Source organism: Amycolatopsis sp. FBCC-B4732, assembly GCF_023008405.1.
Taxonomy (GTDB): domain Bacteria; phylum Actinomycetota; class Actinomycetes; order Mycobacteriales; family Pseudonocardiaceae; genus Amycolatopsis; species Amycolatopsis pretoriensis_A.
Genome location: NZ_CP095376.1, coordinates 404,810 through 424,367, shown reverse-complemented (window position 1 = coordinate 424,367; position 19,558 = coordinate 404,810). Strand labels below are relative to the sequence as shown.

Genomic DNA, 19,558 nt, shown 5'->3' with positions numbered 1-19,558 from the left:
GGCGAGGCCTGTCACCTACTTTGGTGGCAGGCCTCGTTGCGCGGTGTTCCGCGAGAATTCATGCTTACCCGATGGAAGCGCTGCCTGCGGAAGTCGCCACCGCGGTCCGGGAAGGACCGTTCGAGGTGGCGTTCGACGCGGCGATCCGGCACCGCGGGCTGAGCCTGGAAGCACTCCAGCGACGGATGGCCACGCACGGCGCCCAGGTCAGCCTGGCGACGCTGAGCTACTGGCGCCGCGGCCGGCGTCACCCGGAAGGGCACCGCTCGCTGCACGCGGTCGGCGTCGCGGAAGGGTGCCTCGGCCTGCCCGCGGACGCGTTGACGACGCTGGTCGCGCGCCCCCGCGAGCGCACGCCGTGGCCCGGCGGGGTCAGCCTGGCCAGCGCGCTGGGGTCCGAGCCGACGGAGCTGGCCTCCTGCGACGGCATCGACCTCGACGGCAACGCCCGCCTGGCGCTGGCCTCGGTCCACCAGCGCGCGACGCTCGGCCCGGACCGCACCGAGCGCTCGGTCCGTTCGGAGCTGGTGGTGACCAGCCGCGAGGACGGCGTCGACCGCTGGGTCTCCTTCTTCCGCCCGCAGACCGGCGGCGGCCACCGGCCGGTGCTGCGGTCGGCGAACTGCTGCCGCCCCGGCCGCGTCCGCCGCGACCCGGCGTCCGAGCTGATGGCCGTGGAGCTGCGCTTCGACTACCCGCTGCGGGCGGGCGAGACGTACGTGTTCGACTTCGAGTTCGGGTACGAGGGGACGCCGCCGGAGACGAGTTACCTGCAGTTCGGGGTGCGCGCACCGGCCCGCCAGATCGTGCTGCAGGCGGCCTTCGACCCGGCGGCGGTGCCGGTGCGCTGCTACCGCTACCACCAGCCCCGGGAGGGCTCGCCGGACGGGGAGCGGTCGCGGGAGCTGCCGGTGGGGCCCAGCCTGACCAGCCACATCGCGGTGCTGGACGCCCAGCCGGGGGTCTACGGGATGGTCTGGGAGTGGGACTGAGCCGAGCCCGGCCGCCGGTCGGGTGGGTGGCCGGGTTGTCGTGACCGCACCTGGGCCGCGACCCGGCCCGCGTACGCCGCCCGCCCCGCCGGGTCCAGTTCCGTCAGCGCCCGGTCGTCGCCGATCAGGCCGCGGGCCCAGGACATCACCGGTTCCGGGGTGATCGCCGCCAGCAGGTCCCAGCCCGCCAGCCACCGCGGGACCGCCGTCTCCGCGCGCCGGGTCCGGAGCGTGCCCGCGATCGCCTTGGCGACGTCCTCCGGGTCCACTGTGGGCAGTGCTCCCCCGAGCCGCACCCCCGAAGACAACTCGGTCCGCACGGCGCCGGGCAGCACCGCGCTCACGCTCACCCCCGTCGCCGCGTACTCGCGGCGGACCGCCGCCGTCAGGCCGACCGCCGCGAACTTGCTCGCGTTGTAGACCGCCATGCCCGGCAGCGGGATCTTGCCCGCCATCGACGCCACGTTCACCACGTGTCCCCGCTCGCGCGCGATCATGCCCGGCAGCACCGAGCGCAGGCCGTTGACCACGCCCTGGACGTTGACGTCCAGGGTGGTCCGGCCGACCTCGTCCGGCTCCGCCAGGAAATCCCCGAGCGGCATCACACCGGCGTTGTTGACCAGGACGTCGATCCGCCCGAACCGCGAAGTCACCGCCTCGGTGAAGGCGTCGAAGGATTCGCGCGCGGTCACGTCCAGCGGAAAGCTGTGCGCGTCCGCGATCGGCACGGTGTCCAGGTCGCCGACGCACACCGTGGCCCCGCGCGCGGCGAACTCGGCCGCCGTCGCGCGGCCGATTCCCCTTGCCCCGCCGGTGATCGCGACGACCGCGCCGCGCGGGTCGATGACCGGGTAGCCGCTACCGAACCGCATGGGCCCTCCTGATTTCGTAGTCCGCCTCGTCGAACGAACCCACCTGTGAGCGCAGCCGTCCGGTCGAGAACGGCCAGCTGAAACTGTTGCGCCCGTTGACGTCCGTGTAATAACTGGAGCACCCGCCGGACTGGTAGACCGTGCCCGGCAGCGCCGCCTGGACGTCCGCGTTGAACGCCTCCTGGACCGAAGCCCGCACCGAAACCGACGCCCAGCCCGAGCGCAGCGTCCCGGTCACCGCCGCCACCGTGTGCCGCAGCTGGGCTTCCATGATCATGAACGCCGACGAGTGCCCGGTGCCGAGGCTCGGCCCGAGCAGCAGGTACAGGTTGGGGAAGCCGGCCACCGTCGTCCCGAGGTACGCCCGCGGGCTGCCTTTCCAGTGGTCGTCGAGGCTGCGGCCGTCGCCGTCGAACACGCGCGCCGACACCGGCATGTCGAGGATGTGGAAGCCGGTGCCGAAGATGATCGCGTCGACCTCGGCCGACGAGCCGTCCGCGCCGAGCACGCGCCCGTCCCGGACGGCCGAGACGCCCGTCGCGTGGACGTCCACATGGGACTCGGTGAGCGACCGGTAGTACGTGTTGGACATCAGGAGCCGCTTGCACCCGAGCGTGTAGTCCGGCGTCAGCGCCTTGCGCAGCTCCGGGTCCCGCACGGTCAGCCGCAGGTGCGCGAGGCCGATCTTCTGCACCTGCCGCAGCAGCCACGGGTGCCGGAAGCCGAACCCGAGCGTCTCCATCGCGCCGTATTCCGCCCGGCGCAACGCCCGCTGCAGCGCCGGGAACCGCCGGAGCAGGAACCGTTCGACGCCGGGGACGTGGTGGTCGGGCTTCGGCAGCACCCACTGAGCGGTGCGCTGGAACAGGTGCAGCTCCGCCACCCGCGGCACGATCTCGGGCACGAACTGCACCGCGGACGCGCCCGTGCCGATCACCGCGACGCGCTTGCCCGCCAGGTCGTAGCCGTGGTTCCAGCGCGCGGAGTGGAAGACTTCGCCGGGGAACTCCGCGAGACCGGGCAGGTCCGGGACCTTCGGTTCGTGCCACGGCCCGGTGCCGGCGACGAGGATCCGCGCGGTGTACGGGCCGGCCGAAGTTTCCAGTTCCCACCGGCCATCCCGGGGATTCCACTGCGACCGCGTGACCTCGACGCCGTACCGGATCTTCTCCGTGACGCCGAACCGCGCGGCCGTCTCGTGCAGGTACGCCCGGATCTCCGGCTGCCCGGCGAACGCGCGCGTCCACTCCGGGTTCGGCGCGAAGGAGTAGGAGTACAGCGCGGACGGGACGTCGCAAGCGCAGCCGGGGTAGGTGTTGTCGCGCCAGGTGCCGCCGAGCGCGTCCGCCTTCTCCAGCACGGCGAGGTCGGTGACCCCGGCTTGGCCGAGGCGGACGGCCGCGCCCAATCCCGACGCCCCGGCTCCGACGACGAGGACTTCGAAGTGGCGTTGTTCCATTTTCGGAGACTAACAGTATCTCGATACTGTCGGTACCCCGATCCCGGACCTGACTAGAGTGCACGCATGGCCCGACTCACCCGCGCGGAAAGCCAGGCACGCACCCGGCAGCAGCTGATCGACACCGCCAAGGAGCTCTTCCTGCGCGACGGCTACTCGGTGACGTCGCTGGAGAAGGTCGCGGACGAGGCCGGCTACTCGAAGGGCGCGGTGTACTCGAACTTCCGCAGCAAGGACGAGCTCTGCCTCGCGGTGCTCGACCGGATCCACGACGAGCAGGTCACACTGGTCGCCGAGGCGCTGTCCGGCGCGGACGGGATGGAGGGGCTGCTCACGGCGTTCCAGGCGTGGGCCGAGCGCAGCATCGGCGACGAGGCCTGGACCGCGCTGGAGGTCGAGTTCGCCACGAACGCCCGCCGCGACCCGCACGTGCGCGCCGAACTGGCCGCGCGCGACAAGGCCATCCGCGAAACCATCGCGGGCCTGCTCACGGGGTACGCCGAGCGCTTCGCGATCACTCTCCCGATGTCGGCCGACGACGCCGCGACGGCCCTGCTCAGCCTGGGCATCGGCCTGGGCGTGCAGCGGGCGATCGACCCGACGATCCCGGTGAACGTGCTCCCGGACGTGATCCGGCTCTTCGCCGGCGCCCGCTGACCCTCCCGGCCGTCCCGGCCCGCCCGGACGTCATGAACGAGTCGTTCACCGCGCCCCACGCGGTGAAAGGGTCGTTCACGGCATCGCCCGCGAACCCGGGCAGCGCTCCGTCGCCGCGGCAAAGCCGCGACCGCCCAGCCCGCCCTGCCCACCGGAACGTCATGAACGAGTCGTTCACCGCGCCCCACGCGGTGAAAGGGTCGTTCACGGCATCGCCCGCGAACCCGGGCAGCGCTCCGTCGCCGCGGCAAAGCCGCGACCGCCCAGCCCGCCCTGCCCACCGGAACGTCATGAACGAGTCGTTCACCGCGCCCCACGCGATGAAAGGGTCGTTCACGGCATCGCCCGCGAACCCGGGCAGCGCTCCGTCGCCGCGGCAAAGCCGCGACCGCCCAGCCCGCCCTGCCCACCGGAACGTCATGAACGAGTCGTTCACCGCGCCCCACGCGGTGAAAGGGTCGTTCATGACATCGGCCCCCGTGGCGACCTCGGCGCAGCCCCCGGCCACCGTCCTAACCGGACCCCCGCACTGGTCTGGACCGTTCACGAACATGAACGAATTCCGCCTCTTGTGGAGCCCGCTGACTCTTCGCTACCGTGTCGCTACGCCGCAGCTCCACCCGCATCACCCGTAACCGCCGTGATCCCCCACGGCGCACACCGCGGAAAGGGTCTCCTCCCATGAGCAAGAAGTTGCGGCCGGTTCTCGTCGGCGCGCTCGGCGCCGCCTCCGTGGCCGCCCTCGTGATCACCACCCCCGCGATCGCCGCGAACGAAACCACCAGCGTGACCAGCGCGAGCGTCCGAGCCGCCGGTGACCTGTCGGTGCCGGCGAAGAAGGAGATCGCGATGAAGCTGGTCTCCAGCGCGGAAAACTCGTCGCTGGACTGGAAAGCGCAGTACAAGTACATCGAGGACATCGGTGACGGCCGCGGGTACACCGCCGGCATCATCGGGTTCTGCTCCGGCACCGGCGACATGCTCGAACTCGTCGAGGCGTACACGAATTCCGTCCCGGACAACCCGCTCGCGAAGTTCCTTCCCGCGCTGCGCAAGGTGAACGGCACCGATTCGCACAGCGGCCTCGGCTCGGCGTTCGAGAGCGCGTGGAAGCAGGCCGCGGCCACCAGCGCGTTCCAGACCGCGCAGAACAACGAGCGCGACCGCGTCTACTTCAACCCGGCCGTGAGCCAGGGGAAGTCGGACGGCCTCAGCAACCTCGGCCAGTTCGCCTACTACGACGCGATCGTCATGCACGGCCCCGGTGACAGCTCCGACAGCTTCGGCGGCATCCGCAAGGCCGCGATGAAGAAGGCGAAGACGCCGGCCCAGGGCGGCGACGAGGCGACCTACCTCAAGGCGTTCTTCGCCGCGCGCAAGGTCATCATGAAGCAGGAAGAGGCGCACGCCGACACCTCCCGCGTCGACACCGAGCAGCTGGTGTTCCTCAACGCGGGCAACTTCGACCTGCACACGCCGCTGAAGTGGAAGGTCTACGGCGACTCCTACACCATCAACTGAACCCGGCGCGGCCCGCGTGGCACCGTTAGGCTCTCCGGTATGCGCAGGAGATCCCTCGGTGTCACGCTGGCCGCGGCCGCGCTGCTGACCAGCGGGGCCGCCTCGCCGGAGCAGCCCGAGCCGGAACAGCGCATCACCGTCCGAGCCGATCCGGCGGACGCGACCACCGCCGTCCTCACGGCTTGGCAGCGCACCGGCGGCGAGTGGACGAAGGCCTACGGCCCGGTTCGAGCGCACGTCGGGAAGAACGGGGTCGGGCAGGCGAGCGAGTCGACGTCCCACACCCCGGCGGGCGTCTGGCCGCTGACCGAGGCGTTCGGCATCGCACCGGCGCAAACCCGGCTGCCCTACCGGGAAGTCACCACCTCGGACTGGTGGGTGTCCGACGTCGCTTCCCCGCACTACAACACGCACTTCTCCTGCGCTCCCGGCACGTGCCCGTTCGACGAGGCCGCCGGGGAGAACCTCGGCAAGGCGGGCGCGGTCTACGCCAACGCCGTCGTCATCGACTACAACCGCGCACCGGTCGTGCCGGGCGCGGGTTCGGCGTTCTTCCTGCACGTCACCGACGGGAAGCCGACCGCCGGCTGCGTCGCGATCCCCGGCGCGGACCTGGCAGAGCTGCTGCGCTGGCTCGACCCGGCCCGGCACCCGGTCATCGAGATCAGCGGCTGACCAGCTCGTCGGCCGTGCGGGTGTTGAGGATCCGCTCGGGGCCGATCCCCGCCTTGATCGCGCGCTCACAGCCGTAGCCCAGCCAGTCGAGCTGGCCCGGCGCGTGTGCGTCGCTGTCGATGGTGAAGTCGCAGCCGATCTCCGCGGCCAGCCGCAGCAGGCGCATCGGCGGGTCGAGCCGCTCCGGCCGGGAGTTGATCTCGACCGCCACGCCGTTCTCGCGGCACGCGGTGAACACGGCTTCGGCGTCGAACTCCGACTCGGGACGGCCACGGCCGACGACCAGCCGGCCGGTGCAGTGCCCGAGCACCCGCGTGCGCGGGTTCCGGACCGCCGCCACCATCCGCCGGGTCATGTCCCTGGCCGGCATCCGCAGCTTCGAGTGCACGCTCGCGACGACGAAGTCCAGCTGCCCCAGCAGTTCGTCCTCCTGGTCGAGGGCACCGTCGTCGAGGATGTCGACCTCGATGCCGTGCAGCAGCCGGAACGGCGCCATCAACTCGTTGGCCTTCGCGACGATCTGCATCTGCGTTCGCAGCCGGTCCGGCGAGAGCCCGTTCGCGACGGTCAGCCGCGGCGAGTGGTCGGTCAGCACCATCCACTCGTGGCCGAGGTCCCGCCCCGCGACGGCCATCTCGCCGATCGAGCTGCCGCCGTCCGACCAGTCCGAATGGGTGTGGCAGTCCCCGCGCAGCGCCGACCGCAGCGGCTCACCGTCCGGCAGTTCCTTCTCGACGAGCTTGGCGCGGTACGCCGGATCGCGCCCGGCCAGCGCGTCCTCGACGACCCCGGCGGTCGCCTTGCCGATGCCGGGCAGCGAGGTGAGCGTGCCGTTCTCCGCCATCGAGGCCAGCTGCGAAGCGTCGGTCTTGTCGACGGTCGCGGCCGCGTTCCGGAACGCCCGGACGCGGTAGGTCGGTTCCCCCGCGCGTTCGAGCTGGAACGCGATCTCCCGCAAGGCCCATGCCGGATCCATGGGACCTGTCTACCCCCTCGGGGGCAGTTGATGCAGCTCGACGTCCACCAGAGCGCCGTCCTCGACGCGCGCGGTCTGGTACGTGCAGTGCGGCTGGCGGCGGCGGTCGGTCGGCGAACCGGGGTTGAGCAGCCGCAACCCGGACGGCGCCACGGTGTCCCACGGGATGTGGCTGTGCCCGAACACGAGCACGTCGGTGTCCGGGAACTGCGCGTCGCACCGCTGCTCACGGCCCTGCTTCGCGCCGGTTTCGTGGATCACGGCCAGCCGGACGCCGTCGAGGTCCGCCCGCGCGACCTCGGGGAGCCGCGCCCGCAGGTCGGCGCCGTCGTTGTTGCCGTAGACGCCGATCAGCCGCTTGCTGCGCGCCTCGAGCTCGTCCAGCAGGGCGACCTCGACCCAGTCACCCGCGTGCACGACGACGTCGGCGGCCTCGACCTCGGCCCACACCTGCGGCGGCAGCACGCGGGCGCGGGCGGGCAGGTGCGTGTCCGAGATGAGGAGCAGCTTCACCCGATGGCCTTCAGCACCCGGTCCAGGAAGCCGCCGATGTGCTCGCGCAGCAGCGCCGCGGCGCCGTCGGCGTCGCCCTTCTTGGCCGCCGCGAGCACCGCCTTGTGCTCGGTCCACTCCTTCTTCCAGCTGGGGTTGGCCTCCCAGCCGACGACGCTGATCAGCGCCGCGCGGTCCTTGAGGTCGTCGAGGATGCTGACCATCAGCGGGTTGCCGCAGCCGCGGTAGAGGGCGCGGTGGAACCGGCGGTTCAGCAGGCTGAGCGCGGCCTGGTCCTTGTCCGCGATCGCCGACGACGCCTCCTTCAGCGCCTCCGCCGCGTCCTCGAGCAGGGCGGGGTCGCGCCGCTCGACGGTCCGCCGGACGGCTTCCGGCTCGAGCACCGTCCGGACGTCGTAGACGGACTTCGCCAGCTCGGCGTCGACCGTGACCACGGACGCGCCCTTGTACGGGCTGAACGTCACCAGCCCGGAGTTGGAGAGCACCTTGAGCGCCTCGCGCACCGGCGTCTTGGACACGCCGAGGCGCGCGGCCAGCTCCGCTTCGACGAGCGGCTGGCCGGGAACCAGCTCGCGGGTGAGGATGCCGCGCCGGATCTCCTCCAGGACCACTTCGGTCCGGGAGGCCGGCAAGCTGAACGTCCCGGTCATGGCGCGCTCCCTCACTAGTGTCGGAACCCATTCAACCAGGCCCCCGAGATCATATATCAGATGCCATACTGGATCGCATGAAGACGCCCGAGGAGCTCCGCAGCCACCGCTGGTTCGGCGGCGACGAGCTGCGCAATTTCAGCCACCGCGCCCGCGGCCGCCAGCTCGGCTACAACCCGGAAGAGCACCTCGGCAAACCGGTCGTCGGCATCCTCAACACCTGGTCCGACATCAACCCCTGCCACATGCACCTGCGCGAACGTGCCGAGCAGGTCAAGCGCGGCGTCTGGCAGGCCGGCGGCTTCCCGCTGGAGTTCCCGGTCGCGACGCTGTCGGAGACCTACCAGAAGCCGACGCCGATGCTCTACCGCAACCTCCTCGCCATGGAGACCGAGGAGATCCTGCGGTCCTACCCGATCGACGGCGCCGTCCTGATGGGCGGCTGCGACAAGACGACGCCGGCGTTGCTGATGGGCGCGGCGAGCGCCGGGCTGCCCGCGATCTTCGTGCCGGCCGGGCCGATGCTGCGCGGGCACTGGCGCAACGAAGTCCTCGGCAGCGGCACCGACATGTGGAAGTACTGGGACGACAAGCGTGCCGGGCTCATCGGCGACGCGGAAATGTCCGAATTGGAGCGAGGTCTCGCCCGTTCCCCCGGGCACTGCATGACGATGGGGACGGCCTCGACCATGACGTCGGCCGCGGAGGTGCTCGGCGTGACGCTGCCGGGCGCCGCGTCGATCCCCGCCGTCGACTCGGCGCACCACCGGATGGCCGCGGCGAGCGGCGCGCGGATCGTCGGCATGGTCTGGGAAGACCTGACGATCACGCAGGTGCTGGACAAGCGCGCGTACGCCGACGCGATCACCACCGTGCTCGCGCTGGGCGGCTCGACCAACGCCGTGATCCACCTGATCGCGATGGCCGGGCGCAGCGGGATCCCGCTGTCGCTGGCCGACTTCGACGCCATCGCGCGGCGCGTGCCGGTGCTCGCGAACATCCGCCCCGGCGGCGACTGGCTGATGGAGGACTTCTACTACGCGGGCGGCCTGCCCGGGCTGCTGTCGCGGCTGACCGACCTGCTGCACCCCGACCGGCCCACCGTCACCGGGCGCACCCTCGGCGAGAACCTCGCCGCGGCGCAGGTGCACGACGACGACGTCATCCGGCCGCGGGACAACCCGGTGGCGGCCGAGGGCGGGGTCGCCGTCCTGCACGGCAACCTGGCGCCGTCCGGCGCGGTCATCAAGCACATCGCGGCCGAGGCGCACCTGCTCACGCACACCGGCCCGGCCGTGGTGTTCGAGGACTACGCGGACCTCAAGAAGCGGATCGACAACCCCGACATCACCGCCGACTCGGTGCTGGTGCTGCGTGGTTCCGGCCCGCTCGGCGGGCCCGGAATGCCCGAGTACGGGATGCTGCCGATCCCCGCGCACCTGCTCGAGCAGGGCGTCCGGGACATGGTCCGGATCTCGGACGCCCGGATGAGCGGCACCAGCTACGGCGCCTGCGTGCTGCACGTGGCCCCCGAGTCGCACGTCGGCGGCCCGCTCGCGCTGGTCCGCGACGGCGACCTGATCACCCTGGACGTTCCCGCCCGGACACTGCGGCTCGAGGTGTCCGATGAGGAGCTCGAGCGACGGCGGGCGTCCTGGGTGGCCCCGGCGCCGCGGTTCGAACGCGGTTACGGCGCGCTCTACAGCGAACACATCACGCAGGCCGACGAGGGCTGCGACTTCGACTTCCTGGCCCGGGCGGGCCACAATCCCGAGCCCGACGCGCGGTGAGGTTGGCCGTTCCGTGACCGGTTCATCCCCCGTTAGGGCGAGTCGTACGGCTTGTCCGGGTGCCCCGTACGCTGAGGCCGTCACCGGCGCGATCCGGTGCCGCGTTGAAGGGGTGGAGAGTTGCCGTACGAACCGCGCTGGCCCGAGTCACACGGTGAGCAGACGGACGTCCTGCCGGTCGTCCGGCCCGAGCCGGAAGCCACGCCCCCGAAGCAGCGCGACCTGCGCAAAGCCGGCTGGATCGCGGGCGGGGTGTTCGGTTTCCTCGTCGTGGTCTACGGCATCGACCTGCTGGTCAGCCAGGGCAGCGTGCCGCGCGGGGTGACCGTGGCCGGCGTCGACGTCGGCGGGATGGACCGCGCCGCCGCCGAGCAGGAGCTGCGCGGCCGGATCGAGCCGCGGCTCACCCGTCCGCTGGCCGTGACGGCGGGCGATGTCCAGGGCACGCTCTCGCCGACCCTCGCCGGGCTGAAGCTCGACTGGCCGCAGACCCTCGACCAGGCCGGCGAGCAGCCGCTGAACCCGTTCACGCGCCTGTCGTCGCTGTTCTCCAGCCGCGAGGTCGGCGTCGTCAGCCACGCCGAGGACGCCAAGCTCACCGCCGCGCTGGAGCAGCTGCGCGGCCAGGTCGACCGCGACCCCGCCGAAGGCACCGTGAAGTTCGAGGGCGTGAACCCGGTCGCCGTGCCGCCGAAGGCCGGGCAGAAGCTCGACGTGCCGGCCGCGAGCACTGCCGTCGTCGAGCACTGGGCGCGAGGCGAGACCGTCGCGCTGCCGGTGACGAGCACGCCGGTCCGCACCACCCCCGAAGGTGTCCAGGCCGCGCTCGACCAGTTCGCGCGGCCCGCCGTTTCGGGTCCGCTGGTGGTCAAGGGCGAAGGCAAGAACGCCACCGTGCAGCCGGAGGCGATCGCCGCGGCGATCACGTTCGAGCCCGCCGACGGCGGCGGCCTCAACCCGAAGATCGACAACGCCAAGATCGCCGAAGCCGCCGGGCCGCAGCTGAAGTCCACCGAGAAGGAGGGCAAGGAGGCGACCATCGTCTTCGAGGGCGGCAAGCCCACGGTCGCCCCCTCCACCGACGGGCGGACCATCGACTGGGACCCGAGCCTCAAGCCGCTGCCCGACGTCCTGAAGAAGACCGACGGGCGCGAGGTGCCCGCCGTCTACAAGGACGCGCCGGCCAAGGTGACCACCGAGCAGGCGAACCAGCTGGGCGTGAAGGAGGTCGTCGGCGAGTTCACCACCGGCGGCTTCGCGGCCGACTCCGGCACGAACATCCGCGTCGTCGCGCAGAAGGTGAACGGCGCCATCGTCAAGCCGGGGGAAACCTTCAGCCTCAACGGGTTCACCGGTCCGCGCGGCAAGCCGCAGGGTTACGTCGAGGCGGGCGTGATCAAGGACGGCGCCCCGGGCCGCGAGGTCGGCGGCGGCATCTCGCAGTTCGCGACGACGCTGTACAACGCGTCCTACTTCGCGGGTATGAAGGACGCCGGGCACAAGGAACACAGCTACTACATCAGCCGCTACCCCGCCGCGCGCGAGGCGACGGTGTTCCAGAACCCCAACGGCTCCAGCGTGATCGACCTCAAGTTCACCAACGACTCGGCCACCGGCATCGCGATCCAGGCGATCTGGTCGCCGTCGTCGATCACGGTGAAGCTGTGGGGCACCAAGCGCTACACGGTCGAGTCGATCCCCGGCGGCCGCTCGAACCCGAGCGACCCGCAGCCCAAGCCGGGCCCGGCGGAGAACTGCCACGCGTCCAACGGCGCGCCCGGCTTCACCACGACGGACACGCGCGTGCTCAAGGACGCCGCGTCCGGCCGCGAAGTCAGCCGCTCGACCCGGACGGTCCACTACAACCCGCAGCCGAAAATCACGTGCGGCGAAGGCCAGTGACCTCCTAACGGCCGTTCACGCTGGGCGTCCGCGCCGGTACCCTGAGTGCCCATGACGGCACGCGCGGCCGGGTTCCGGGACGTCCTCGGCGTGACCGAGTTCCGGGCGCTGTTCTCCGCCCAGCTGGTCTCGGTCACCGGGGACCAGCTGGCGCGCGTCGCGTTGTCGATCCTGGTCTACGACCGCACGAATTCGCCGGGCTGGGCCGCGCTGGCGTACGCGCTGACGTTCCTGCCGGACCTGGTCGGCGGGCCGCTGCTGTCCGGGCTGGCCGACCGCCACCCACCGCGGACGGTGATGGTCGTGGCCGACGTCCTGCGCGCGGCCGCGGTGGCCGTGATGGCGGTGCCCGGTCTCCCGCTGGCGCCGGTGGCGGCGCTGCTGGTCGGCGTCCAGCTGCTCAACCCGGTCTGGAACGCGGCGCGCGCGGCACTGCTGCCGCAGGTGCTGCCCGGCGACACCTTCGTGCCCGGCATGGGTTTGCTGATGATGCTGGTGCAGGCGGGCCAGGTCGCCGGCTTCGCGCTGGGCGGGCTGCTCGTGGCGGCCATCGGCACCGGCGGGGCACTGCTGGCGGACGCGGTCAGCTTCGCGGCGTCGGCGCTGTTCCTGGTCACCGGCGTCCACGCGCGGGCGCCCCGCGAATCGTCCGGCGTCCGCTGGTGGCGGCACGTCCGCGCGGGCTGGACGGTGGTGACCGGCGACCGGCGGCGGCTCGCGCTGGTGGCGCTGGGGTGCGTGTCGGGGATCTACATCGCGGGCGAGGCGATCGCCGCCCCGTACGCCGCCGAACTCGGGGGCGGCGCGGTGGTGGTCGGGCTGCTGCTGGCGGCGTACGCGCTGGGGAACGTGCTCGGGATGGCGGCGTTGTCGCGGATCCCGCCCGAGCGGCGGGCGCGGCTGCTCGGGCCGCTGGCGGTGCTGGCGTGCGCGGCCCTGCTCGGCTGCGCGCTGCGGCCGAACCTCGAGGGCACGCTGGCGCTGCTGACGCTGTCCGGGGTGGCCAGTTCGTACAACCTGATCGCGAACACGACGTTCGTCCAGCTGACCCCGGACACCCAGCGCGCGCAGGCGTTCGGCTTCGCGCTGACGGCGCTGCGCGTGTCGCAGGGCCTGGGCGTCGTGCTGGCCGGGCTCGCGGCGGAACGCGCGGCCCCGCACGGGGTGGTCGCCGGCGCGGGCGCGATCGGCGTGGCGGCGGCGATCGGCGCGGCGGCGCTGTGGCGTCGTGCGCAACCGGATCCCCGGTGACCGGCCCGGCCGGCCGGTCACCGGGCACGGGTCAGGACCGCGTCCAGTCGGTCGGGCACTGCGGCAGCGGTGACGAGACGCCGGGGCGGGTCCAATCCGTCGGCAGCTCGCGCACGGTCCAGTCGGTGGGCAGTTCGCGAGCGGTCCAGTCGGTCGGCAGCCGCCGCGGGGTCCAGTCGGTCGGGATCGCGCGGGTCCAGTCGGTGGGGAGCTGCCGCGTCCAGTCGGTCGGCCGCTGCGCGCGGCGGCGGGACGGGACGATGTTGCCGGTGGGGAGGAAGTGCGACATGGTTTCTCCTAGGTGAGGGTTGTTGTACGGTGCGTAACCGGACGGTAGCCTGACCGGCCTAGTGACACACCGCGTTCATTCGATTACAGTGACGATTTCCGCGAAGAGTTCCGTCCTGAGAAGAGGGGCGTTTCGTGGGATTGTCCGGGTCCCCAGGGCGAAAGCCCAGCTCAGAACGTCCACGATCAGGTATCCGTACGTGGGCGATGTGGAAGCTGACCACTCCGGTGTTCGGCTATGTCCTCGTCGTCGACGCGCTGGCGCTGATCGCGGTCGTCGCGACGGCCACGCTCGTGCCGATCACCGCCCAGTCGATGCTCTGGTGTGGACTGATCCTCGCGGGCGAAATCGTGCACCTCGAAGCGGCGCAACGCATCGAGCGCATCCGCGAGCTCGCCGCCGACGGCCGTCCGCACATGCACCTGCAGTCGATCTGGATCTTCGCCGGGCTGCTCCTGCTGCCCCCGCCACTGGCCACACTCGTCATCGTCGTCAGCTACGCCCATTCCTGGGTCCGCGTTTACAAACGACGCGGCGTGATTCACCGGAAAGTGTTTTCCGGAGCCACCGTCATCCTCGCTTGTTTCGCCGCGGGCGCCGTTCTCCGGGCGGGAACCGGGTACGTGGCGCCGTACGTCCCCCACCTGGACGGCTTCGGCGGGATGACGGCGCTGCTGGCGGCCGGCCTCGTGTACTTCGGGCTCAACTACGTGCTGGTCATCCTCGCGATCCTGATGAGCAACCCGGGCAAGCCACCGCGGCAGGCGTTCGGCAACCCGTCCGACGTGCTGATCGTGCTGGCCGCGGTCGGCGTCGGCTGCGGCATCGCGCTGGTGATGACGGTCCGGCCGTGGCTGCTGCCGGTGCTCATGGTGACGCCGGTGGCGCTGCACATCGGGTTGCTGCTCCCGCAGTTCCAGGCCGCCGCGCGCACCGACTCCAAGACGGCGCTGCTGGCCCCGGAGTTCTGGGTCCAGCTGGCCCGCAACGAACTGGCCCGCGCGACCGAGCTCGCCTCGACGGCGGGCGTCCTGATGATCGACATCGACCACTTCAAGGCCATCGACGACGGCAACGGCCACCTGGCGGGCGACGAGGTCCTCCGCGCGATCGCGGCGGCGATCCAGGGCTCGGTCCGCGGCGGCGACTACGTGGGCCGCTTCGGCGGCGACGAGTTCGTGGTGCTGCTCCCGGGCGCGACGGGCGCGGAGATCGTGGCGATCGCCGACCGCATCCGGACGGCGATCGCGCGGGTCGAGGTGGCGGTCCCGGTGATCCGCCCGGGCAAGCCCGAGGTGATCGCCGGCCTGACCGCGTCGATCGGTGCGGCGGTCTACCCGGAAACGGCCGCCGAGTACACGATCCTCCTGCAGGCCGCGGACGACGCGGTGTTCGAGGCGAAGGCGGCGGGCCGCGACCGGGTGGTCCTGGCCACGGCCCGCACGGAGCTCACCCGCCCCGAAATCCCCGACGCGCGCTGACTACGGCAGGGTCGCCAGCGACGCTTCGAGCGCCGAGTCCGGGAGCTCGTTGTCCACCATCTCCCCGGCCAGGTAAGCGCCGTACGCGGGCAGGTCGAGGTGCGCGTGCCCGCACAGCGCCGTGAGGATCACCTTCTCCTCACCGGTTTCCTTGCACCGCAACGCTTCCTGGATGCACGCCGCGAGCGCGTGGGTCGGCTCGGGGGCCGGGATGATCCCCTCCGCCCGCGCGAACTGCACCCCCGCGGCGAAGCACTCCTGCTGCCCGATCGCGAGCGCTTCGATCAGACCCAGCTCGTAGATGTGCGAGATCAGCGGCGACATCCCGTGGTAGCGCAGGCCGCCCGCGTGGATCGGGTCCGGGATGAAGTCGTGGCCGAGCGTGTGCATCTTGAGCAGCGGCGTGAGGCCGGCCGTGTCGCCGAAGTCGTAGGCGTACTTCCCGCGCGTCAGCGTCGGGCACGCGGCCGGCTCGACCGCGCGGATGACCGGGTCCATCCGGCCGGCCAGCTTCTCGCGCAGGAACGGGAAGGCGAGCCCGCCGAAGTTCGAGCCGCCGCCGGTGCAGCCGACGAGCACGTCGGGGGTGTCACCGGCCAGCTCGAACTGCTTCAGCGCTTCTTCGCCGATGATCGTCTGGTGCAGCAGCACGTGGTTGAGGACGCTGCCCAGCGCGTACCGCGTGTCCGGGTCCTGCGCGGCCTGCTCGACGGCTTCGCTGATCGCGATCCCGAGGCTGCCGGTCGAGTCCGGGTGCTCGGCGAGGATGGCCTTGCCGGACTCGGTCAGCTCGGACGGGCTCGGGTGGACGATCGCGCCGAACGTCTCCATCATCAGCTTGCGGTAGGGCTTCTGGTCGTAGGAGGCCCGGACCTGCCACACCTCGCACCGGATGCCGTACTGCGCGCAGGCGAACGCGAGCGCGCTCCCCCACTGGCCGGCGCCGGTCTCGGTGGTCAGCCGGGTGACGCCCTCCTGCGCGTTGTAGAACGCCTGCGGCACGGCGGTGTTCGGCTTGTGCGAACCGACCGGGCTGACGCCCTCGTACTTGTAGTAGATCCGCGCCGGGGTGCCGAGCGCCTTCTCCAGCCGGCGCGCGCGGAACAGCGGCGACGGCCGCCACAGCCGGTAGACCTCCCGGACCTCCTCCGGGATGTCGACAAAGCGATCGGTCGTCACTTCCTGGGCGATGAGCGCCTGCGGGAAGAGCGGCGCCAGATCGGCCGGTCCGACCGGCTCGCGGGTGCCGGGGTGCAGCGGCGGCGGTGGCGGTTCGGGCAGGTCGGGAACGACGTTGTACCACTGCGTCGGGAGATCGGCTTCGTCCAGGATGTACTTGGTGCGGTCGGCCATCGCGCCTCCTAGGTCGGTCTCCCAACTTAGGTCGCGACCGGCCGCGGAGCCAGTACGGTGACCCGGTGGGGAACTTGGTCTTGCTCGACGCTCCGTCCAACCTGGGCCTGCGCCCGCCCGCCGAGGGCGCGACGCCCGGCTGCTACAAGACGCCCGGCGTGCTGCGCGACCTGGGCATCCTGCGCCGCCTGGGCGCGTCGGACGGCGGGGTCGTGACGCCCGGGCGGTACGTGGGCACCTGGCAGCCGGGCGACGGCGTCCGCAACTCGGCGGCGATCGCGGCGTACACGCGGGCGCTCGCGGCCCGGATCGCGTCGGTGCGCGCCGGCGGCGGCTTCCCGGTCGTCCTGGGCGGCGACTGCTCGATCTCGCTGGGCGCGATGCTGGCGCTGCGCCGCTGCGGCCGCTACGGGATCGCCTTCCTCGACGGCCACGACGACTTCCGCCACCTGCCCGCGGCCGAGCACGTCGGCGCGGCGGCGGGCGAGGACCTGGCGATCATGACCGGCCGCGGCGCCGACGACCTGGCCGACATCGACGGGCTCCGGCCGTACGTCCGCGACGAGGACGTCCTGGTCCTGGGCGTCCGGTCCGCCGAGTCGGCCCGGCTGGAGGCGGCGGGCATCGCGCACGTCACGTCGGAGTCGCTCATGGCCGGCACACCGGTGCCGCCGGCCTTCCCGGACCTGGACGGGTTCTGGGTGCACGTGGACATCGACGTCCTCGACCCGGCACACGTGTCTGCAGTGGACAGTCCCGACCCCGGCGGTCTCGACCCTTCGACGCTGGTTTCGGTGCTTCGCGAGCTGCTGGCGCGCCCAGGCGCGGCGGGCTTCGAGCTGACGGTGTTCGACCCCGACCTCGACCCGGACGGTCACCAGGCCGCCCTGGTCGCCGACATCTTGGAAAGGGCGTTGCGATGACCGACCTCCCGATCTGGCACCCGCCATCCGGTCGCGGCCCGGGCCTGGTGCTGATCCAGGAGATCTTCGGCCTGGACGACTACCTGCGCTCGGTGGCATCGGACCTCGCGGCGGCCGGGTACGTGGTGGCGATCCCGGAACTGTTCCGGCGGATCGCCCCGGGCTGGTCGTCGACGCACGACGAAGCGGGCGTGGCGGCGTCGATGAAGGTGGCGGCGTCGTTTGACCCGGAGCTGGGCCTGGCGGACGTACTGGAGACGGTGTCCCACCTCCGTTCCCGGCCGGCGGTGACCGGCGGCGTCGGCGTACTGGGCTTCTGCCTGGGCGGTTCGCTGGCGTTCGCGGCGGCGGCCGAAGGCGACCCGGACACAGCGGTGTCGTTCTACGGCTCGACGGTGGCGTCGTCGATCGGGGACCTGCCCCGGGTGACGTGCCCGATCCAGTTCCACTTCGGCGGGAAGGACCCGTACATCCCCCGCACGGACGTGGCTGTCGTCGAGTCCGCGGTCGCGGCTCATGAAGGCGCGGAGATCCACGTGCAGGAGGAGGCCGGGCACGCGTTCCACAACCACGCGGCCCCGATGTTCCACCACCCCGAGGCGGCGGCCCGGGCGTGGGAGCTGACGCTGGCCTTCCTCCGGCGCACGTTGCCGGCGTGAGCGGACCGCGATCCCACCACCCGGCGCCGGCCACGCCGCCCGGCCTGCGGCCGGCCGGGACCCGTGCCGCCGGCTCGCGTGTGGTCTACCTTCGTCACCAGCCGCTGACCCCGGAGGAGCCAACCATGCCCGAAGCCGTCGACTTCACCACCGTCTCGACCACCGGCCTGGAGTCATCCCAGGTGGCGGACGCCCTCGCCGGCCTGCGCGCGAACGAGGCCCGCTACTTCAAGAACAAGTACGGCCACGTGTTCACGGTGTCCCCCGCGGGCGAGGTGCCGTCCACGGTCGAGTGGGTGCACCGGATCCTGTCGGAGGAGCGCGAGATCGTCGTCTCGTCCCCGGCCCTGGAGGCGACCGAGTTCGAGGTCGAGGGCATCCGGATGGCGTACGTGTTCTACGAGAGCGGGTTGTCGATCAACGTGATGTACACCCTCGAGGACGGCGGGAAGCGAGCGGTGGGTTTCAAGCTGTCGGAGGGGATGGAGGTGCCGGCGGAGCTGGCGGCGTTCAAGTTCGCCCGCCAGAAGTCCAAGCTGGCGGGAACGATCCGGGGGTCGTACTTCGTGATCAAGAAGGAGTACTGACCCTGGAACCGAAAGCGCCGGACCGAGGTGGACTCGGCCCGGCGCTTCGAAGACCGGAGGCACGGAACACAGGTCTCTACTCGAGACCACCGTGGGCACCTCGCCGCCCCCGCGTGATGGAGGCCCCCGGAGTTGCCGGAAAATAGCACCACCTGAGCGGATGGTTGTCAAGGAGCGGCATGACGAGCCTCGTGGTGTGGGTCGCAGTGGATCAACGCGGGCCTTCCTCGGCGTACATCGCCACCGACAGCCGCATCAGCTGGCCGGCGGGCACGCCCGGAGACCCTCACTGGAACGGCGCCCGCAAGACGTACGCCACCACGAGGGGCGCCCACATCATGGGTTACGTCGGCGACGTGCTCTTCCCCGCCTTGACCTTGCCGACGGTGACGGCGCAACTGGACGAGTGCCCGGACGACGAAACGATCGAGAGCGCCCAAGCTCGCGTTCTGGAACTGGTCACCGCGGCCTGGCGCGGTGCACCTCCCCAGCTTCGGCTGGAGAGCCAGATCGTGCACTGCTGCCGGATCGGGTCGGCCATGCCGTCGAAGTTCGGCGTTCAGATCCTGCGCCTGCCGGCGGGAGAGACCCGTTGGACCACCACCGACCTCCAGGTACCGGCGGTCAGCTCGAAGATCGAATTTTTGGGAAGCGGCCGGCCACAGCTGGAAAAGAATCACCGTGCCTGGGTGAAGCCCACGGGATCGGAAAAGGATCGGACGAGCCGAGCCGTCTTCAGCGCCTTCTGCGACGCAGTCGGTTCGGGAGCGGATGCGCTCACCGGAGGAGCACCCCAGCTGGTGGGGCTCTACCGGCAAGGCCCTGGGCGGACGTTCGGCGTGCGGTGGCAGGGAAAGACCTACCTGCACGGCACCGAAGTCTCGGGTACGGAGCTCACGAATCTCGAGTACCGCAACTCTCGACTCGAAAGGGTCAACAGCGCGGGAACTCTTCTCGCCGGAGCCCAACGGCACGCGAATCGGCCGACTTGATCGGGTTCTCGACTGT

General features: G+C 71.5%; 19 protein-coding genes. 12 read left to right on the top strand and 7 right to left on the bottom strand.

Annotated features, from left to right (window positions below):
• The first annotated feature begins 71 nt into the window (after positions 1–71).
• Complete coding sequence (locus MUY14_RS01620; protein ID WP_247020055.1) at positions 72–992, top strand: hypothetical protein; 921 nt, start codon at positions 72–74, stop codon at positions 990–992.
• On the opposite strand, the gene MUY14_RS01615 is transcribed toward MUY14_RS01620, so the two are convergent.
• Complete coding sequence (locus MUY14_RS01615; RefSeq protein ID WP_247020053.1) at positions 965–1,864, bottom strand: SDR family oxidoreductase; 900 nt, start codon at positions 1,862–1,864, stop codon at positions 965–967. The two genes, MUY14_RS01620 and MUY14_RS01615, sit on opposite strands and share 28 nt — an antisense overlap.
• A complete protein-coding gene (locus tag MUY14_RS01610; RefSeq protein WP_247020051.1) occupies positions 1,851–3,323 on the bottom strand; it encodes an NAD(P)/FAD-dependent oxidoreductase in 1,473 nt (490 codons plus the stop codon). The genes MUY14_RS01615 and MUY14_RS01610 overlap by 14 nt, the downstream gene beginning before the upstream one ends.
• Positions 3,324–3,389: 66 nt before the next feature.
• Here MUY14_RS01610 and MUY14_RS01605 point away from each other — a divergent pair, with 66 nt between their 5' ends.
• The 3 genes from MUY14_RS01605 (at position 3,390) to MUY14_RS01595 (ending at position 6,176) form a co-directional block, all read left to right on the top strand.
• A complete protein-coding gene (locus MUY14_RS01605; RefSeq protein ID WP_247020049.1) occupies positions 3,390–3,980 on the top strand; it encodes a TetR/AcrR family transcriptional regulator in 591 nt (196 codons plus the stop codon).
• Positions 3,981–4,661: 681 nt separating this feature from the next.
• Entirely contained in the window at positions 4,662–5,501 is an 840-nt protein-coding gene (locus MUY14_RS01600) for a chitosanase (RefSeq protein WP_247020047.1), read from the top strand.
• A gap of 39 nt (positions 5,502–5,540) precedes the next feature.
• Positions 5,541–6,176 (top strand): L,D-transpeptidase, encoded by a 636-nt coding sequence (locus tag MUY14_RS01595; RefSeq protein ID WP_247020045.1) that lies wholly within the window; start codon positions 5,541–5,543, stop codon positions 6,174–6,176.
• Here the strand turns inward: MUY14_RS01595 and MUY14_RS01590 are convergent.
• From MUY14_RS01590 to MUY14_RS01580, 3 genes are read right to left on the bottom strand one after another with little or no spacing between them, the layout of a single operon-like run.
• A complete protein-coding gene (locus MUY14_RS01590; RefSeq protein ID WP_247020043.1) occupies positions 6,166–7,152 on the bottom strand; it encodes a PHP domain-containing protein in 987 nt (328 codons plus the stop codon). The genes MUY14_RS01595 and MUY14_RS01590 overlap by 11 nt on opposite strands.
• 9 nt (positions 7,153–7,161) lie before the next feature.
• A complete protein-coding gene (locus MUY14_RS01585; protein ID WP_247020041.1) occupies positions 7,162–7,665 on the bottom strand; it encodes a metallophosphoesterase in 504 nt (167 codons plus the stop codon).
• Complete coding sequence (locus MUY14_RS01580; RefSeq protein ID WP_247020039.1) at positions 7,662–8,315, bottom strand: GntR family transcriptional regulator; 654 nt, start codon at positions 8,313–8,315, stop codon at positions 7,662–7,664. Before MUY14_RS01580 ends, MUY14_RS01585 begins: the two co-directional genes overlap by 4 nt.
• Positions 8,316–8,392: 77 nt before the next feature.
• Between MUY14_RS01580 and araD the strand changes: the two genes are divergently transcribed.
• From araD to MUY14_RS01565, 3 genes are all read left to right on the top strand, one after another.
• Complete coding sequence (araD, locus tag MUY14_RS01575) at positions 8,393–10,105, top strand: L-arabinonate dehydratase (RefSeq protein ID WP_247020037.1); 1,713 nt, start codon at positions 8,393–8,395, stop codon at positions 10,103–10,105.
• Positions 10,106–10,225: 120 nt separating this feature from the next.
• Positions 10,226–12,007 (top strand): VanW family protein, encoded by a 1,782-nt coding sequence (locus MUY14_RS01570; RefSeq protein WP_247020035.1) that lies wholly within the window; start codon positions 10,226–10,228, stop codon positions 12,005–12,007.
• 51 nt (positions 12,008–12,058) lie between these two features.
• Positions 12,059–13,258 (top strand): MFS transporter, encoded by a 1,200-nt coding sequence (locus MUY14_RS01565; RefSeq protein WP_247020033.1) that lies wholly within the window; start codon positions 12,059–12,061, stop codon positions 13,256–13,258.
• A gap of 31 nt (positions 13,259–13,289) precedes the next feature.
• On the opposite strand, the gene MUY14_RS01560 is transcribed toward MUY14_RS01565, so the two are convergent.
• Positions 13,290–13,547 carry a hypothetical protein gene (locus tag MUY14_RS01560; RefSeq protein WP_247020031.1) on the bottom strand — a complete coding sequence of 86 codons (258 nt, stop codon included), beginning with the start codon at positions 13,545–13,547 and terminating at the stop codon, positions 13,290–13,292.
• A 206-nt stretch (positions 13,548–13,753) separates the two neighbouring features.
• Here MUY14_RS01560 and MUY14_RS01555 point away from each other — a divergent pair, with 206 nt between their 5' ends.
• Positions 13,754–15,028 (top strand): diguanylate cyclase, encoded by a 1,275-nt coding sequence (locus MUY14_RS01555; protein WP_247020029.1) that lies wholly within the window; start codon positions 13,754–13,756, stop codon positions 15,026–15,028.
• On the opposite strand, the gene MUY14_RS01550 is transcribed toward MUY14_RS01555, so the two are convergent.
• Entirely contained in the window at positions 15,029–16,381 is a 1,353-nt protein-coding gene (locus MUY14_RS01550) for a TrpB-like pyridoxal phosphate-dependent enzyme (protein WP_247020027.1), read from the bottom strand.
• A gap of 65 nt (positions 16,382–16,446) precedes the next feature.
• Here MUY14_RS01550 and MUY14_RS01545 point away from each other — a divergent pair, with 65 nt between their 5' ends.
• The 4 genes from MUY14_RS01545 to MUY14_RS01530 all read left to right on the top strand — a co-directional run bounded on the left by MUY14_RS01545 (position 16,447) and on the right by MUY14_RS01530 (position 19,542).
• Positions 16,447–17,304, top strand: a complete 858-nt coding sequence (locus MUY14_RS01545; RefSeq protein ID WP_247020025.1) for an arginase family protein — start codon at positions 16,447–16,449, stop codon at positions 17,302–17,304.
• Positions 17,301–17,963 carry a dienelactone hydrolase family protein gene (locus MUY14_RS01540; protein ID WP_247020023.1) on the top strand — a complete coding sequence of 221 codons (663 nt, stop codon included), beginning with the start codon at positions 17,301–17,303 and terminating at the stop codon, positions 17,961–17,963. Before MUY14_RS01545 ends, MUY14_RS01540 begins: the two co-directional genes overlap by 4 nt.
• Before the next feature lie 125 nt (positions 17,964–18,088).
• Complete coding sequence (locus MUY14_RS01535) at positions 18,089–18,550, top strand: phage tail protein (protein WP_247020021.1); 462 nt, start codon at positions 18,089–18,091, stop codon at positions 18,548–18,550.
• Between the two features lie 179 nt (positions 18,551–18,729).
• Complete coding sequence (locus MUY14_RS01530; protein ID WP_247020019.1) at positions 18,730–19,542, top strand: hypothetical protein; 813 nt, start codon at positions 18,730–18,732, stop codon at positions 19,540–19,542.
• Positions 19,543–19,558 lie beyond the last annotated feature (16 nt).

What these genes read in the sequence shown, in the direction of transcription:
- MUY14_RS01620 (WP_247020055.1), top strand. Translation starts at nt 72, where the DNA reads ATGGAAGCGCTGCCTGCGGAAGTCGCCACCGCGGTCCGGGAAGGACCG.
- MUY14_RS01615 (WP_247020053.1), bottom strand. Translation starts at nt 1,864, where the DNA reads ATGCGGTTCGGTAGCGGCTACCCGGTCATCGACCCGCGCGGCGCGGTC.
- MUY14_RS01610 (WP_247020051.1), bottom strand. Translation starts at nt 3,323, where the DNA reads ATGGAACAACGCCACTTCGAAGTCCTCGTCGTCGGAGCCGGGGCGTCG.
- MUY14_RS01605 (WP_247020049.1), top strand. Translation starts at nt 3,390, where the DNA reads ATGGCCCGACTCACCCGCGCGGAAAGCCAGGCACGCACCCGGCAGCAG.
- MUY14_RS01600 (WP_247020047.1), top strand. Translation starts at nt 4,662, where the DNA reads ATGAGCAAGAAGTTGCGGCCGGTTCTCGTCGGCGCGCTCGGCGCCGCC.
- MUY14_RS01595 (WP_247020045.1), top strand. Translation starts at nt 5,541, where the DNA reads ATGCGCAGGAGATCCCTCGGTGTCACGCTGGCCGCGGCCGCGCTGCTG.
- MUY14_RS01590 (WP_247020043.1), bottom strand. Translation starts at nt 7,152, where the DNA reads ATGGATCCGGCATGGGCCTTGCGGGAGATCGCGTTCCAGCTCGAACGC.
- MUY14_RS01580 (WP_247020039.1), bottom strand. Translation starts at nt 8,315, where the DNA reads ATGACCGGGACGTTCAGCTTGCCGGCCTCCCGGACCGAAGTGGTCCTG.
- araD (WP_247020037.1), top strand. Translation starts at nt 8,393, where the DNA reads ATGAAGACGCCCGAGGAGCTCCGCAGCCACCGCTGGTTCGGCGGCGAC.
- MUY14_RS01565 (WP_247020033.1), top strand. Translation starts at nt 12,059, where the DNA reads ATGACGGCACGCGCGGCCGGGTTCCGGGACGTCCTCGGCGTGACCGAG.
- MUY14_RS01560 (WP_247020031.1), bottom strand. Translation starts at nt 13,547, where the DNA reads ATGTCGCACTTCCTCCCCACCGGCAACATCGTCCCGTCCCGCCGCCGC.
- MUY14_RS01555 (WP_247020029.1), top strand. Translation starts at nt 13,754, where the DNA reads ATGTGGAAGCTGACCACTCCGGTGTTCGGCTATGTCCTCGTCGTCGAC.
- MUY14_RS01550 (WP_247020027.1), bottom strand. Translation starts at nt 16,381, where the DNA reads ATGGCCGACCGCACCAAGTACATCCTGGACGAAGCCGATCTCCCGACG.
- MUY14_RS01540 (WP_247020023.1), top strand. Translation starts at nt 17,301, where the DNA reads ATGACCGACCTCCCGATCTGGCACCCGCCATCCGGTCGCGGCCCGGGC.
- MUY14_RS01535 (WP_247020021.1), top strand. Translation starts at nt 18,089, where the DNA reads ATGCCCGAAGCCGTCGACTTCACCACCGTCTCGACCACCGGCCTGGAG.
- MUY14_RS01530 (WP_247020019.1), top strand. Translation starts at nt 18,730, where the DNA reads ATGACGAGCCTCGTGGTGTGGGTCGCAGTGGATCAACGCGGGCCTTCC.